This window comes from Pseudopedobacter beijingensis, assembly GCF_042678145.1.
Classification (GTDB): domain Bacteria; phylum Bacteroidota; class Bacteroidia; order Sphingobacteriales; family Sphingobacteriaceae; genus Pseudopedobacter; species Pseudopedobacter beijingensis.
Genome location: NZ_JBHUDG010000002.1, coordinates 156,359 through 171,973, shown reverse-complemented (window position 1 = coordinate 171,973; position 15,615 = coordinate 156,359). Strand labels below are relative to the sequence as shown.

Annotated in this window: 13 protein-coding genes; 5 read left to right on the top strand and 8 right to left on the bottom strand. The window is 36.0% G+C overall.

The features are described 5' to 3' along the window. Positions 1–58 precede the first annotated feature (58 nt). The 3 genes from ACFSAH_RS01690 to ACFSAH_RS01680 all read left to right on the top strand — a co-directional run bounded on the left by ACFSAH_RS01690 (position 59) and on the right by ACFSAH_RS01680 (position 3,807). On the top strand, positions 59–1,579 hold the full coding sequence (locus ACFSAH_RS01690; RefSeq protein ID WP_379660951.1) for an alpha-isopropylmalate synthase regulatory domain-containing protein: 1,521 nt from the start codon (positions 59–61) through the stop codon (positions 1,577–1,579). A gap of 39 nt (positions 1,580–1,618) precedes the next feature. After that, entirely contained in the window at positions 1,619–2,677 is a 1,059-nt protein-coding gene (leuB, locus tag ACFSAH_RS01685; protein ID WP_379660950.1) for a 3-isopropylmalate dehydrogenase, read from the top strand. A gap of 122 nt (positions 2,678–2,799) precedes the next feature. Then, the gene (locus ACFSAH_RS01680) at positions 2,800–3,807 is read left to right on the top strand and encodes an SH3 domain-containing protein (protein WP_379660949.1); all 1,008 of its coding nucleotides are present in this window, start codon (positions 2,800–2,802) and stop codon (positions 3,805–3,807) included. 743 nt (positions 3,808–4,550) lie between these two features. Here the strand turns inward: ACFSAH_RS01680 and ACFSAH_RS01675 are convergent. Beyond that, positions 4,551–5,789 (bottom strand): fasciclin domain-containing protein, encoded by a 1,239-nt coding sequence (locus ACFSAH_RS01675; protein ID WP_379660948.1) that lies wholly within the window; start codon positions 5,787–5,789, stop codon positions 4,551–4,553. 181 nt (positions 5,790–5,970) lie between these two features. On the opposite strand from ACFSAH_RS01675, the gene ilvA reads away from it, so the two are divergent. Further along, complete coding sequence (ilvA, locus tag ACFSAH_RS01670; RefSeq protein WP_379660947.1) at positions 5,971–7,206, top strand: threonine ammonia-lyase IlvA; 1,236 nt, start codon at positions 5,971–5,973, stop codon at positions 7,204–7,206. 60 nt (positions 7,207–7,266) lie between these two features. On the opposite strand, the gene ACFSAH_RS01665 is transcribed toward ilvA, so the two are convergent. The 7 genes from ACFSAH_RS01665 to recJ form a co-directional block, all read right to left on the bottom strand. After that, a complete protein-coding gene (locus tag ACFSAH_RS01665) occupies positions 7,267–8,253 on the bottom strand; it encodes an ABC transporter ATP-binding protein (RefSeq protein WP_379660946.1) in 987 nt (328 codons plus the stop codon). Positions 8,254–8,341: 88 nt separating this feature from the next. After that, complete coding sequence (locus tag ACFSAH_RS01660; RefSeq protein WP_379660945.1) at positions 8,342–9,142, bottom strand: outer membrane beta-barrel protein; 801 nt, start codon at positions 9,140–9,142, stop codon at positions 8,342–8,344. Positions 9,143–9,147: 5 nt separating this feature from the next. Beyond that, a complete protein-coding gene (locus ACFSAH_RS01655; RefSeq protein ID WP_379660944.1) occupies positions 9,148–9,885 on the bottom strand; it encodes a hypothetical protein in 738 nt (245 codons plus the stop codon). Beyond that, a complete protein-coding gene (locus ACFSAH_RS01650) occupies positions 9,875–10,444 on the bottom strand; it encodes an RNA polymerase sigma factor (protein WP_379660943.1) in 570 nt (189 codons plus the stop codon). The genes ACFSAH_RS01655 and ACFSAH_RS01650 overlap by 11 nt, the downstream gene beginning before the upstream one ends. 62 nt (positions 10,445–10,506) lie before the next feature. Continuing rightward, entirely contained in the window at positions 10,507–12,021 is a 1,515-nt protein-coding gene (locus ACFSAH_RS01645) for a GH3 auxin-responsive promoter family protein (protein ID WP_379660942.1), read from the bottom strand. A 99-nt stretch (positions 12,022–12,120) separates the two neighbouring features. Beyond that, entirely contained in the window at positions 12,121–12,906 is a 786-nt protein-coding gene (lptB, locus tag ACFSAH_RS01640) for an LPS export ABC transporter ATP-binding protein (protein ID WP_379660941.1), read from the bottom strand. A 9-nt stretch (positions 12,907–12,915) separates the two neighbouring features. After that, positions 12,916–14,616, bottom strand: coding sequence for a single-stranded-DNA-specific exonuclease RecJ (gene recJ / locus ACFSAH_RS01635; RefSeq protein ID WP_379660940.1), 1,701 nt, complete (start codon positions 14,614–14,616; stop codon positions 12,916–12,918). A gap of 104 nt (positions 14,617–14,720) precedes the next feature. Between recJ and ACFSAH_RS01630 the strand changes: the two genes are divergently transcribed. Beyond that, a complete protein-coding gene (locus tag ACFSAH_RS01630; RefSeq protein ID WP_379660939.1) occupies positions 14,721–15,494 on the top strand; it encodes an MBL fold metallo-hydrolase in 774 nt (257 codons plus the stop codon). The last annotated feature ends 121 nt before the right edge of the window (positions 15,495–15,615 follow it).

Below are 15,615 nucleotides of genomic sequence, written 5' to 3'. Positions count from 1 at the left end.
AAGAAAAGTTTAAAACTTTGTGATCTTTGCGTCCTCTGTGTTTACAATAAACACATATATGAGTAACAGGAAAATAGAAATAATGGACACCACTCTCCGAGACGGAGAACAAACATCAGGAGTTTCATTTTCCGCTTCAGAGAAATTAACCATTTCTAAACTTTTGCTGGAAGAGCTTCTGGTAGATCGTATAGAAATTGCTTCTGCAAGAGTTTCGGATGGCGAATTCGAGGCTGTAAAAAACATCTGTTTATGGGCTCAGGAAAACAATTACCTGGACAAAATTGAGGTACTTACTTTTGTTGATAAAGGAGTGTCTATTGATTGGATGCTTAAAGCAGGTGTAAAAGTGCAAAACCTTTTAACAAAAGGCTCATTAAACCATCTGATCTATCAATTAAAGAAAACACCGGAACAACATTTTTCGGAAATAGAACAGGTTATAAAACTTGCTCAGGAAAACGGAATTGCCACCAATGTTTATTTAGAGGATTGGAGTAATGGAATGCGCAATTCGCAGGATTACGTTTTTCAATATCTTGACTTTATAAGCACTCAACCCGTAAAACGGGTTATGTTACCAGATACTCTTGGTATTTTAACTCCCTGGGAAACCAACCAGTTTATATCCAAAGTAAGAATCAGCTACCCGAATTTGCATATTGATTTTCATGCGCATAACGATTACGATTTAGCTACTGCCAATATACTGGAAGCAGTTAAATGCGGTGTTAACGGATTGCATTTAACTGTTAATGGAATGGGTGAAAGAGCTGGAAATGCACCAATCGAAAGTGCTGTTGCCGTAATTCACGATTTCTTACCCGAAATTGAGATTAATATCAAAGAGTCTTCCATTTATAAGGTAAGTAAACTGGTAGAAACATTCTCTGGTGTTCGCATCCCTCATAATAAGCCTATTACCGGAGATAATGTATTTACGCAAACAGCGGGAATACATGCCGATGGAGACAATAAAAAGAATCTTTACTTTAGTGATTTATTACCCGAACGTTTTGGTAGAAAACGTAAGTACGCACTTGGGAAAACCTCTGGCAAAGCCAATATAGAGAAGAACCTAAATGAACTTGGCCTTAAATTAAACGATGAAGATTTAAGAAAGGTTACGCAACGTGTTATAGAATTGGGAGACAGAAAAGAAACTGTAACCAAAGAAGACCTTCCCTATATTATTTCTGATGTATTGGACAAAAGCTCTTCTTATACCGAAAAAGTTACTGTTGAATCTTATGTTTTAACCCATTCTAAGGGTTTACGTCCTTCTGCAACCATTTCCGTTCGCATAGAAAATGAGGTTTTTGAAGAAAACGCACAAGGTGATGGTCAGTTTGATGCTTTCATGAATGCATTAAACAAGGTCTATAAGAAGAAAAAGCTAACTTTACCTAATCTTACAGATTACAGTGTAAGGATTGCCCCTGGAAGTAATTCCGATGCCCTTTGCGAAACTACAATAATGTGGGAAACAGACAATAAAACGTTTACCACACGAGGTTTAGATTCTGACCAAACGGTTTGTGCTATTATTGCTACACAGAAAATGTTGAATATAATTTAATCCAAGTATCACACTTGATCATAAAATAAATACAATAAAATGAAGTTAAATATTGCCCTTTTACCGGGTGACGGTATCGGACCGGAAGTAGTAGACCAAGCAGTTAAGGTTTGTGATGCTATTGCTAAAAAATTTAATCATGAAATTAACTGGACAAAAGCATTAACAGGAGCTTCTGCAATTGATGCTTGTGGAGAGCCTTATCCGGACGAAACACATGAAGTTTGTATGGCCGCTGATGCTGTACTTTTTGGTGCTATTGGCGATCCTAAATACGATAACGATCCTAAAGCTAAAGTTCGCCCTGAACAAGGACTATTGAAAATGCGTCAAAAATTAGGTTTGTTCGCAAACGTACGTCCTACTTTCACTTTCCCTTCTTTAATTGACAATTCTCCTTTAAAAAGAGAAAGAATTGAAGGTACCGACTTAATTATCTTACGTGAATTAACCGGTGGTATTTATTTTGGTGAAAGAGGTAGAAAAGACGATGGGAATACTGCTTTTGATACTTGTACTTATACCAGAGAAGAGATTCAACGTTTGGCAAAACTAGGTTTCGAACTAGCGATGACCAGAGGTAAAAAATTATGCTGTGTAGATAAAGCGAACGTACTGGAAAGCTCTCGCCTATGGAGAGAAACTGTACAGGCAATGGAAAAAGATTATCCGGAAGTTACAGTATCTTACGAATTTGTAGATGCTGTTGCTATGCGTTTGGTACAATGGCCTAACTCTTACGATGTGATGATTACAGAAAACCTTTTTGGTGATATTTTAACTGATGAGGCTTCTGTTATTTCTGGTTCTATGGGATTAATGCCTTCTGCATCTAAAGGTGTTCATACATCATTGTATGAGCCAATACATGGTTCTTATCCACAAGCTGCAGGAAAAGACATCGCTAATCCGTTAGCTACTGTTTTATCTGCTGCTATGATGTTCGAAGATGCTTTCGGTTTAAAAGACGAAGCAGAAGCAATTAGAGAAGTAGTTAACAAATCTTTAGCTGCCGGAATTGTTACTGAAGATTTAGCAGGTACTAACAAAGCTTATAAAACCAGCGAAGTAGGTAACTGGTTAGCAGAGAATATCTAATTTGAGTTGTAAGTTTTAAGTTATAGGTTTAAAGTTACGACTTGATATATTGAAACCGACGTTTATAGCGTCGGTTTTTTTGTTAAGAAAAATGTACTTTTATCTATAATTAATGCAACAGCATGAAACTAAGTTTATTTTTTCATTTCAGTATATTCTTATTTCTATTTTCGTGTAATAACAATCAGACAAAAAGTATTGTATCAGATAATACTTTTGCGGAAGATTCTGTTAAAAAACTAAGGGATTCTTTACAGATGAGTGAATTCACAGATAAAGCTTTGCTGGAAAAATCCGAAAGATATACGTTTTCAGATTCATGCTATATTTATAGTCAACCGGACACCAACAGTTTAGCTATTGCTAAACTCCCTGTGCTTACTCGTTTGACTATTTTTGGGAACCGTCCTAATTTATCAAAAGGTATTGAATGGTATAAAGTAGAAACAAAAGATAAGCGAATAGGCTTTATTGATGTTCAGGATTTAGTTTTTGGAGAATTTGAGAATAAACAAAAAGGATATAAATTAGTTGCAGGAGTACGAGAAAAGATTCAATTAGGATCAGGAATAGTGGCTATTAATCGTATTAATCTGAAGGACAACAAAGTAATAGAAACATTAAGACTTCCCTTAATAAGCATGCCATCTGTTACCGAGATTTCATCCACCACTCTAATATCAGCTTCTAAAGTTTTAAGATATACGACTAATAGTGAAGAATGCCCAGGACTTACCGAAAATTATTTTATCATAGACACCGGGACTAGGTTAATTTTATTAGCCAAAGGAAGTAGTTCTGGTGAATCAAGTTGGTATGAATCATCTACTGTATTCATTCCCAAAAAACTTGGTAATGGTAAAGTTATGTTAGTCGTCGACGGAAGTTTTGAAAACATCTTTAATCTTGAAACCGGAAGGCTAAATGTGTTCCCCTATCCAAAAGACATTGGCGTTCCTATTGAAAACCTTATTGTAATCGAAAATAAAGACATACAATATGAACTTGATAAAAATGATGACCCCATAGAAAATGAAGATGGAACATACAAAATAGCCAGTAAAAACTACAGTACAGAATATTATAGTTGGGATGGGGAGGTAATAAAAAAAATTAACAAAAAATACTGACAGCCCGAGTGATTTATTTGAGTTCATCCACTACAAAATTCCGCCTTCTGTAGAAATCCCCCTACAGCTGCTCCTACTAACACATCCCATATACAGTGTCGATTATTAAGTACTCTTCCAACAACTATAGCTTAAACAACACTATATTGCTCCAAAACTATAAAGCACGTAATGAGAGCTATACTCTTTATGCATAAAAGATGCATTCATAAATCCGTAGATTGCCTAAATAGAAAAGAAAAAAATTGCCTTTCACCTAATTCTGAGAGCTTTTATAAATAAAACTTCAAAGCTTCTTTAAAGCATCTCCAAACGAAGGATGAACGAAAGATGGAACTACTCTGATTTTTAATAACTCCCGGAGGATAAACTTATGTACCAATTTAACTATTTATTTCTGTTTTGACAAACATTTCAAAAAATAGAAGACGGATAAAACTCCTATTCAAATACACGTATCGGGAATGTCAGACCGAAAGATTGAGGTTGTAAGGCAAGACAAGAGAAATAACAGGTTTTCTTCGGAAGGCAACTCTCAGATCTGCTTTGATAAACACTATCATGTATCACGGTTTGTAGAATTGCTATCACAAAATTAGCTAGTTCTGTAAGTTACAGACTCAATTAAAGTTAAGATATTCTCCATAATCAGTAGTTTAAAATTATAATGGTATTAAAAAACCGACAAAAATGCCGGTTTTTATTTACACACACCTCTAATTAATCTAGTAGATTATGTCAGATTATTTTACATCATATTCTATAGTAATTGTTACCGGAACCGATGATGTAGAAGAATTTTTTATATATTTCACAGGATATCCCCAATCATTATACTCATAATTGGTATTTTCAAATGTAATCATGCCCGGATTATCTACCTGATTTTTGACTACATTATTCCCCATATAAAAAATTCCGTCCGACAAAAGAGAGTTGATTAACAAAGCTTGATTTTTAACATGTTTAAATATTCCATTTCTGTTGTCATATTGATAACCTACAACTCCTTTATCCCCTCCCGGATAAAAATCAGTAAATTTCACAACGTTCCCTTTCACGTCATATTCATAATTAGCTTCCCTGTGAGATAAAGCAGCATGAGTATTATAGTATTTAATCAAGCTAACTTTTTGAGAAGAATTGTAAGAAACCAACATGTAATCATTAAGTGTATCTGCCCTCATTATATTCATCCTGCTGATTTCTCCTTCCCCATTAATCTCATAATTAACATCATATCGTTTAATCCAGCTTGCTCCATTTTTTTGAAAACGAGTAGCCTTTTGAATCTTACCCTCATTATACACAAATTCTTCTTTAAACATATTATCTTCAACAGACGCTATTAATGAGGTATTTCCAACATAGGCTATATTAGTAATTCCTGCATTAATAGTATCGTCAATAGTATATGAAATTTTCACCGGTAAATATATTTTAGACTCTGTATTTGTCAATACCTCAGGAATGGTGTATATCATTTGAGACCCCGAGGAAGAAACAAGCGTAAGCTCGACCCCATTGATGCTGATTTTATCCCCTTCTACCGTTACTTTTAACTCTTTACCACTTAAACTTATTAATATTTTTCCGTGGGTAAAATCGGCTTTGGTTAAAATACCTTTAACAATATGATCTTTCAATCGTTCCTGAGTAAGCTTTTCTACATTGGTATCCGCAAGTAGCTTGATACTGTTTTTAGAAAAACTTGTACGAGGCCTATAATCTTTTAGCGCCTCATTCGTAGGCGCCAATATGGTTAAGCCTTCGTTAACCTCATCATCTGTTAATACAATGTTTTTAAATGCTTCTGCAAACGTAGCTACCTCTGTTTTTTTCGCAAGCTCTGTTGCCACGTTCTCTTTTACAGTTTCACTTTTAGCTTTTTCTGGTTCCGATGGAGAGTTTTTCTTACATGAAGCAAAAGCTAGTATAAGAATGCATCCCGTTAAAGCAAAATTTTGAAATGACTTTTTCATTATTTCCTTATTTAAGTATTCATAAGTAATGTACCAACCAAAATTAAACTTATCATGATTGAGTATCAATACCTATAAATTGGTATTTTTGAGCCGGTAAAACCATGACTTTCCCGGTTCAAAAATTTCTTATAAAAATTTAGATTTCACTACATTTACCCTCTTATCAAATTAAAGTAAAATGATATCTATCAATCCATTTGCCGCAGCCGAAAGATTAAAGGGAATTGTTAAGAAAACCCCTCTGGAATATAACCAAAGGCTTTCTGAAAGATATCAGTGTGAGGTTTACCTCAAAAGAGAAGATTTACAGGTTGTTAGATCCTATAAGTTAAGAGGTGCTTATAATCTTATCAGCGCATTGTCAGAGGAACAGGCAAAAAAAGGAGTGGTATGCGCCAGTGCTGGCAATCATGCTCAGGGAGTGGCCTATTCCTGTCAGCGTTTAGGTATTAAAGGCATTATTTTCATGCCTCAGCCTACACCTAAACAGAAAATAAACCAGACCAACATGTTTGGTAAGGACAAAGTTGAAATCATCTTAACAGGAGATACTTTTGACGATTGTCAGCAGGAAGCCTTAGCTTATGCAAAAAAACATGATATGGTTTTTGTTCCTCCTTTTGACTCTGCCACCATTATAGAAGGTCAAAGTACAGTTGGAGTTGAGATTTTACAGGATCTTCCTGGTGTTGATATGGTTATTGCTCCAATTGGAGGAGGAGGACTGATTTCCGGTATTTCGCTCTATCTTAAAAAGAATAAACCGCAGGTTTTTATTGCCGGTATTGAACCAGCAGAAGCGGCTTCTATGAAGGCTGCATTAGAAGCCAACGAACCGGTTACATTAGAAAAAATCAGTCGCTTTGTTGATGGTGCTGCCGTCAAACGTGTAGGTAAGCTAAATTTTGAAACTTGTAAAGAACTTGTAGATGATGTAAGCAATGTCCCTGAAGGTAAAGTATGCACCACAATTTTAAAACTATATAACGAGGATGCCATTGTAGTAGAACCTGCAGGTGCCCTTTCTATTGCCAGTCTGGATCATTATAAAGATCAGATTAAAGGAAAAAGGGTAGTTTGCATTATTAGCGGTGGAAATAATGACATAGACCGCATGGGTGAAATTAAAGAACGCTCTCTGCTATACGAAGGTCTTAAACATTATTTTATTGTCCGTTTCCCACAAAGACCTGGGGCTTTAAAACTTTTTGTAAATGAGGTTTTGGGTCCGGATGATGATATTACGCGTTTTGAGTTTATCAAGAAAACCGAAAGGGAAAGAGGGCCGGCATTGGTGGGAATAGAACTAAAAACCGCTAAAGACTATGCATCCTTAGTGAAAAGAATGGCACATTACAATTTCGACTTTAAGGAGATTAATCAGGATGAAACCTTGTTTGAGTATTTTATATAAGCACAAGATATTCATCACAGAAAACGGAATATAAAGAAAACGAAGTTCCGAAAATCCTAACTAAGCAAGCTTGTCTAAAGGTTTCAGCTTTTTAAAGCTGATGGTTACTTCTGTATGAGGCTGTATTTCCATAAAATCAAAATCATAGGCTATCAGTTGCTTTTCTTCTAAAATAAAAGTGATTTCGTTGTATATCCCATTAAAATGTACTGCTTTCACTTTTACAGAGATTCCGCTTGCTGATGATTCTATTTTTATATCTTGTGGATAAGCAGCGAATATTTTCCCGGACTCCAAAAAAGAAAAACCTTCTAAGATATTGGCTTTGCCCAATAGCTTTGCCACATAATCACTTTCAGGGTTAGCGTATATTTCTTTAGGACAGCCTTGTCTTACAATTTTACCGTCTTTAATAATTACCAGTTTATTTGCTACAGATAAAGCGTCTGACGGATCGTGAGACACCATAATCACCGTTATGTTCAAAAACTTTGATAAACGTTCAATATCATCTCTCAATTGTTTTTTTAAAATGGTGTCTATCTGGCTAAAGGGCTCGTCCAATAACAATACGGTAGGTTCTGTTATTATCGCTCTGGCTATAGCTACGCGTTGCTGCTCGCCTCCACTAAGATCCACAATCTTTTTATTTGCCAGATGATCTATCCGCAGGAACTCCATTGTTTGCAAGGTCAACTCCTTTTTAGTTTTCAGATCGGTATTGGAAAGTTGTCCAGATATATTGTCAAAAACCCTTGCATAAAGATTTAAAGTAACTTCCTGAGTTACCATACGCATATCATCATGTCCGGGAATTAACTTCTCTGCCGGCCCCAATATACGCTTCCCTAAATAAGTCACCTCTCCTTCCTGCGGAACCAGATAGCCGTATATCAATTTCAGCAGCGTTGTTTTGCCGCTACCGCTTTCTCCTACAATACTTACAATTTCACCTTTTTTTATTTCCAGATTAATACCAGATACTCCTGAATGTTGTTCTGGACTGTAATTTCTGTGAACATCTGTAAACTTAATGAAAGAATCCATATACCGTGATATCTAAAGGCGGTAAATATACAAAAACAAAAAAGCCTTGTATAAAATACAAAGCTTTTATCTGGATTTTAAGGTTTTATTAAAATCCGAAGGTTAACCCAAATGATAGGTTTTTGTAATCTTCTAAGCCGGGAGCCTGATTACGGGCAAAAATATCGTTGAAATAATATTTAAAAAACAAACCCGCTGCTCCATATCCCATTCTTATATTGGCTCCATATCTGAATTTCTCAAAGTTAAAATTGTCTTTAATCTTTGTTTTGTCTCCATTCTGAGATTTTTGCTTCAGCTTTCCATCTATCAGGAAACCTACTTCAGGCCCTCCTACCAGCGTAAATTTTTTATCATTAGACAAATATGATCTATATTCAAAATAAAGTGGAAGTCGTAAATACCTGCTGCTAAACCTGTTTTTTTTCAAATCCAATGTTGGGTCTACAACATAATCCAATACCGGATTATCTGCCAGAATAGTGATATCTTTTCGTTTCAATCGGATATGATTCCAATCCAGACCTGCCGCTATCATAATCTTAAAATTAGGATTAAAGCGTACTCCAAACTGCAAAGCATCAAATCCAAAGGTGTGCGTTTTCCATTGCTCGTGATCCAGAAACTTATAATTATCCGGGAAGTCAAAATTACTACCATTATGGTATTTACTCATTCCCAGGTCGAAATGTTCAAAGTTGATTCCATAATAGACCCTTGGATATTTAGATTTCCGCTTAGCTTCTAAACTATCGTTTACACCTATTCTTACACTAACTCCTTCAGAACCAATTTCTATTTTGTGCTTGCGTTTTACCTTAACTTCTTCCTGTGCTTTTGCCAAAACGGCTGTCAAAGCAAATGCTGCTATTATAAATATTCTTTTCATACACATCAATACTTTTTATTATACTTAAAAAGACCTAGGTTTATTCCTGTTACTTCCATATCACTTTCCTCTGTCTTACTCAACTTAACTATCTTTTCTTCCCGCTTATCTATTTTACTGATCACAAAATTCAACAGATCGCTTACATTCTTAATTTTATCTTTTGATTCTGTTCCTGTTGTTTCACCAATAGCAGCCATCATCACATTTTTCTCCTCTTGCTCAGCCAAAATATCATCTATAGCCTTTTCGAGTGTTGATTGGCTTATCTGCTGATCTTGGTTTGATTCTGCAACTGCTAGAAATTTCACCTGTTTCGGCATGGCTACTGCTACTTTCTCCGTTTTGGATTTTGGCTTAAGAGATTCGTCGTTATCCAGTGCCGCCATCATTTCCAGATAGCGTTTCTCATTGGCTTCTTTATCGTAATGATGGAGCGATTCTTTCTCGATTTTTATATGAAGATTTCTAAGTTGTTCTACATCTTTACTTTCTTCTTCTATCTGCTTAGATGAACTTAATTTAATGGTCTCTTCTTTCGGCATAAATAGCTTGACCCCTATTCCAAAAAATAACACACTGGCAGCGGCCAACCAAACTACAGGAAACTTTCTTCTTTTTATTTGTTGCTGATTTCCCTCATTTAATGACTTACTAATGCCTGCCCAAAGATCTTTGGATGGTTGTATATCTAGTTCTTCAAATTTGGACTTGAATACATGATCGAATTCGTTATCCGACATTGCTTTCATATGATTGTCCCTCCATTTTTTTAATTTCATCCCTCAAAATTGCCCTGGCTCTGCTTAACTGAGCTTTTGATGCTCCTTCTGTTATACCTATAATCTGCCCAATTTCTCTATGCGAGTAACCTTCTATAGCATACATATTAAATACCATTCGGTACGAGTCTGGTAAGGTTTGTACCAAGCACATAAGATCTCTTGCGTTCAGATTGCTAATTTCAAATTCTACAGACACGCTTTCTGTAAAATCATTAACATCTACATCTCCCAGAGTTTTCAAATTTTTTCTATAGAATTCGATTGAAGTGTTCACCATAATACGCCGTACCCAGCCTTCAAATGAACCATCTCCTCTATAACTATCAATATTGCGAAAGACTTTTATAAAACCTGTCTGCAACATATCTTCTGCTTCGAACTGATTTTTGGCATACCGCATACACACTCCAAACATTTTGGAGGCCATGAGCTTATATAACGCTTCTTGTGAACGTCTTTCTGCTTTCTGGCATCCTGATATTATATCTTCGAGTGAGTACTTGTGTTGCAATTTCATACAGTTTCTATATCCATAGATGACTGTTTGTTATAAAAGGTTACAAGAGAAAAAATATTTTTTCAGGCCCGCATAAGTTCAAGTATTTCTTCTACATATTTACGCTCGTTGGCTAAACGCGGAACCTTGTGCTGCCCTCCTAACTTACCTTTACTTTTAAGCCAGTTATAAAATGTGCCTTGGGGTGCTTTGTGAACTGTCGGGCGTTTTAAAGCCATATCTTTAAATCGTTTAGCATCATAGTCGGAGTTTACCTCTCTGAGGGTATTATCCAAAATATCTATAAAACGATCAAATTCATTCGGGTGTTTTTCAAACTCTATAACCCATTCATGTCCTCCTACATCTTTACCCTTAAAATAAATTGGACAAGCAGTATAATCCTGAATAAGTGCATTGGTTTCTGCACAAGCTTTTGTTAATGCTTTTTCTGCATTATCTATAATCACTTCTTCGCCAAAGGCATTTATAAAATGTTTGGTTCTTCCAGTAATTTTTATACGGTGAGGATTTAATGAAGTAAATTTAACGGTATCACCAATCATATAGCGCCAAAGCCCCCCGTTAGTACTAATTACTATAGCGTAATTTTTATCTAACTCTACCTCATGTAAAGAAAGTGCCTTAGGGTATTCCTTATCTATTTCTTCCATGGGGATAAACTCGTAATAGATACCATAATCAAGCATCAATAACAAATCTTTCTCTGTACTGTGATCCTGTATTCCAAAAAAACCTTCCGAAGCATTGTAAGTTTCTAAATAATACATTGACGGATTGGGAACCAAAGAGGCAAATTGTTCCTGATAAGGCTCAAAATTTACGGCTCCATGTATATAGAGTTCCAGATTAGGCCAAACCTCTAACAAATTAGATTTTCCAGTAAGTTCCAGCACTCTTTTGGCTAGTACAATGGTCCAGGTAGGAACTCCAACGATATTGGTAACATTCTCATTCATAGTTACCCTAGCCATCCGTTCTATTTTCTCTTCGTAATTATCCATCAGCGCTATGGACATATCTGGAGTACGCATTAATTCTGCCCAAATGGGAATATTTTTTATCAGAACGGCAGACAAATCGCCATAGAAAGAGTCTGGGCTCAACTGATTGATTTGGTGGCTGCCGCCCAGAACCAAACTTTTCCCTGTAAATATCTTAGCTTCTGGCTGGTTATTACAATAAATTGCCAGCATATCTTTACCGCCTTTAAAATGGCATTCTTCTAATGATTCCTGAGAAACCGGAATAAACTTGCTTCTATCGCTTGTTGTTCCTGATGACTTGGCAAACCATTTTATTTCTGATGGCCATAGTACATTCTGCTCTCCCTTTAACATTTTTTCTATGTAGGGTTTAAGCGTTTCGTAGGTTTGGATGGGTACCCTTTCTCTATATTGTTCAATAGTTTCTATTGATCTGTATTCGTATTTCTTTCCCCACTCGGTTCCTATTGCAGAATGGATGAGTGTATGAAACCACTCTTCCTGCACTTCGTCTGGATATTTCATAAAAAGCTCAATCTGATGCATCCGCTTTTTCATTATCCAGGTAAGAAATGAATTTACTATGGTCATTTTATACGTATTGAGGGTTTATGACTTCTTAAATCTTACTTGCTAATTACCTCTGTTATATCTTAATGAATTTTGCTACTATACTTTATTTCCCAGCATCTAATCATGTTCCTCATCAGGTCTCCCTACCGTTTTCAATTGCCCTTCTACTTCAAACTTTTTAATTTTCAATTCAAAATGCTGTCCCAGATAGAATTTCCTCGCCATTTCGTTAGAGGCTATTTCCTGCGGTGTTCCAGAAAGCATAATCTTTCCTTCTGTTAATAAATAAGCTCTATCGGTAATAGATAAAGTTTCATTAACATTGTGGTCTGTGATTAATATGCCTATATTTCTGTGTTTTAATCGCGCTACTATAGCCTGGATTTCTTCTACCGCAATGGGGTCTACTCCGGCAAAAGGTTCATCCAGCAAAATAAATTTAGGATCTGCCGCAAGTGCTCTTGCAATCTCTGTCCTCCTGCGTTCGCCTCCAGATAAAAGGTCCCCTCTGTTTTTCCTTACTTTATGTAAACTAAACTCGTCTATCAGCTGTTCTAATTTATCTTTCTGTTCTGCTTTTGAAAGAGTGGACATTTCCAACACTGCTTTAATATTATCTTCTACAGATAGCTTTCTGAATACAGATGCTTCCTGAGCCAGATAACCTATACCTTTTTGTGCCCTTCTATACATAGGGTCTTCGGTTATTTCTACATCTTCCAGATAAACATGCCCCTCATTAGGTTTTATCAACCCAACTATCATATAAAAAGATGTCGTTTTCCCTGCTCCGTTTGGACCTAATAAACCAACTATTTCTCCCTGTGAAACATGGAAAGAAACGTTGTTTACCACCGTTCTTTGCTTATATTTTTTGATCAGGTTTTCTGCTCTTAGTATCATAAATACAAATCAATAGGTTTTTATTCCTTTTATATTCAGTTGAATATTGCGCCTTTCTTTCCAAACATTTTCTTCTATGGTATAACAAACATCAAATGGCGTCCCTCTGTTTATTTGCTCAAAATAGTCTCCCAATCCAAATGCTATACAATCGAATACGATACTATCTTTTTGCCTGATACTCATTTTCAAATGATTATTGCCTACAACAGTTCCGTACCCATACGAATATACGTTTCTTGTCATAAAAATAGGTGTCATATTTTGCGGCCCGAAAGGTGCAAACTGGTTGAGTATCCTAAAAAATTTAGGGGTTATATCTTTTAATTCTATCGCTTTTTCTACGGCTATTTGTTGTATAAGCATATCTTCTGTTATGCTTGATGCCACTACATCCTCAAAGCGTTGGCTAAATTTGGTTACATTTTCGGGCTTCATGGTAAGTCCGGCTGCATATTTATGTCCACCAAATTGCTCCAGTAAATCACTACATGCACACAATGCTTCGTAAAGGTCATAACCAATTACAGAACGGGCAGACCCGGCTACATGGCCATTTGATTCTGTTAATACTACAGTTGGACGATAATATTTTTCTGTTAATCTACTCGCAACTATCCCTATCACTCCTTTATGCCAGTTCTGATGATAAACTACGGTGGATTTTCTGCTAATCATTTCCGGAGAATTGCCAATCATTTGCAATGCCTGCTCGGTTATATTGGTATCAAACTCTTTACGCTCGGCATTTTTTAAATTGATGATGAAACCGGCATCTTCTGCTAATTGTGTTGAGTTTGCCGTCAAAAGTTTTACGGCATGTTTTGCATCATCTATACGCCCCGCAGCATTTATCCTGGGACCAATGGAAAACACTATATCGGTAATGGTGAAAAAATCTGTCTTTCCGGATAATTCTATCAATGCTTTTAAACCATTACACGGGTTTGTATTCAGTTTTTGAAGTCCGTAATACGCTAAAACACGATTTTCGCCCGTAATAGGAACTATATCTGAAGCTATACTCACTACAACCAAATCCAGGTATTGTAATGCTTCACTTTCTTCTATATTTTTCCTAATGCTATAAGCCTGTGTTAATTTAAATCCCAATCCGCACCCTGAAAGCTCTTTATAAGGATATTCACAATCTTTTCGTTTAGGATCTAATACTGCTACTGCTTGCGGAATCTCATCTCCCGGTAAATGGTGATCGCAAATAATAAAATCTACTCCTTTTGATTTGGCATATTCTATTTTTTCTACAGCTTTTATCCCACAATCCAAAGCTATCACCAGTGTATATCCATTTTCAGCAGCATAGTCTATTCCTTTGGTGGATACTCCATAGCCTTCTAAATAACGGTCTGGGATATAATAGTTAATATGAGATGTATATTTTTTAAAAAACAGGTATACTAAGGCTACAGAAGTGGTTCCATCAACATCATAATCTCCATAGATCAGGATAGATTCGCCATTAGCAATTGCCCTTTCTATACGGTCAACGGCTTCAGTCATCCCGTTCATTAAAAAAGGATCATGCAAGTGACTTAATTCGGGTCTAAAAAACTCTTTTGCTTCTGAAAACGTGGTTACACTTCTGCTCACCAACATGTGGGCAAGAATTTCGTCTATATTTAATTCTTCTGCAAGCTTGTTAACCGTATCTATATCTGTTGTTAAGTGCTCTGCCCACCTTTTTTCCATATATTTGCATTGTGTAACACAGTAAATATACAACAATCGGCGGCATCATCATAACACGATTTATAAGCCATTGATTTTAGGGATTTTAAAATAATTTATCTGTTTTGGAACTATATGCTTTAAAGGAAGGATCATATTCTGTAGACTCTTCCAAGAAATTTATACCTTTTGATCCGCTCATTCACAAAACAAGTGATAGACCGGGTTCTTTATTTATACATGTGAACCCTTTTTTACTCAAAACTCCAAACGAGCTTTTAGTGATAGACACCGGATTGGGTTTTAATAACGAACAAGGGAATCTTATCATCCATGAAAATATCAGAGCAGCGGGTTTTGTTCCCGAAGACGTTACTAAAGTACTGATGAGTCATCTGCATTATGATCATAGTGGCGGCATGGTATGGAACAAAAACGGACAATTGGAACCTTCTTTTCCTAATGCAGAATATATTATCAACAGAAATGAATGGGAAACTGCATTCTCCAAAGATTCCAGCTCTTACCGGACTCAAATATTTGATATTATCCAACGTTCCGGGCAAATTGTTTTTGTAGAAGGTTCCGGAAAGTTAACTGATGAAATATCCTATGAGCTTACCGGAGGACATTGCGAATTTCACCAGGTTTTCCATATTGAATCAGAAAGTAAACACTATTTTTATGGTGGAGATATCTTACCTGAACCCGAACAATTGCAAAGGAATTTTATTGCAAAATATGACTTTGATGGTAGATTAGCCCGTGATCTTAGGACCGAATATGGAAAACAGGCTGTTAGCAATGACTGGATATGTTTATTCTATCATTCTAAGGGTATTACTTCCGGAAAAGTATCTGGTAACGAACATGATGGGTTCCAGATAACAGAAGTTTAGAAAATTTTATTGACTGCTCTTTTTTAAAAGGCATACAAGAGGGTGTATCAAAAGAAACTCGCGATCATCACCAACATTTAAAGTAATTTTTGAACGGAGTTGATAACGAAACCTCTTTGAG

What these genes read in the sequence shown, in the direction of transcription:
- ACFSAH_RS01690 (WP_379660951.1), top strand. Translation starts at nt 59, where the DNA reads ATGAGTAACAGGAAAATAGAAATAATGGACACCACTCTCCGAGACGGA.
- leuB (WP_379660950.1), top strand. Translation starts at nt 1,619, where the DNA reads ATGAAGTTAAATATTGCCCTTTTACCGGGTGACGGTATCGGACCGGAA.
- ACFSAH_RS01680 (WP_379660949.1), top strand. Translation starts at nt 2,800, where the DNA reads ATGAAACTAAGTTTATTTTTTCATTTCAGTATATTCTTATTTCTATTT.
- ACFSAH_RS01675 (WP_379660948.1), bottom strand. Translation starts at nt 5,789, where the DNA reads ATGAAAAAGTCATTTCAAAATTTTGCTTTAACGGGATGCATTCTTATA.
- ilvA (WP_379660947.1), top strand. Translation starts at nt 5,971, where the DNA reads ATGATATCTATCAATCCATTTGCCGCAGCCGAAAGATTAAAGGGAATT.
- ACFSAH_RS01665 (WP_379660946.1), bottom strand. Translation starts at nt 8,253, where the DNA reads ATGGATTCTTTCATTAAGTTTACAGATGTTCACAGAAATTACAGTCCA.
- ACFSAH_RS01660 (WP_379660945.1), bottom strand. Translation starts at nt 9,142, where the DNA reads ATGAAAAGAATATTTATAATAGCAGCATTTGCTTTGACAGCCGTTTTG.
- ACFSAH_RS01655 (WP_379660944.1), bottom strand. Translation starts at nt 9,885, where the DNA reads ATGTCGGATAACGAATTCGATCATGTATTCAAGTCCAAATTTGAAGAA.
- ACFSAH_RS01650 (WP_379660943.1), bottom strand. Translation starts at nt 10,444, where the DNA reads ATGAAATTGCAACACAAGTACTCACTCGAAGATATAATATCAGGATGC.
- ACFSAH_RS01645 (WP_379660942.1), bottom strand. Translation starts at nt 12,021, where the DNA reads ATGACCATAGTAAATTCATTTCTTACCTGGATAATGAAAAAGCGGATG.
- lptB (WP_379660941.1), bottom strand. Translation starts at nt 12,906, where the DNA reads ATGATACTAAGAGCAGAAAACCTGATCAAAAAATATAAGCAAAGAACG.
- recJ (WP_379660940.1), bottom strand. Translation starts at nt 14,616, where the DNA reads ATGGAAAAAAGGTGGGCAGAGCACTTAACAACAGATATAGATACGGTT.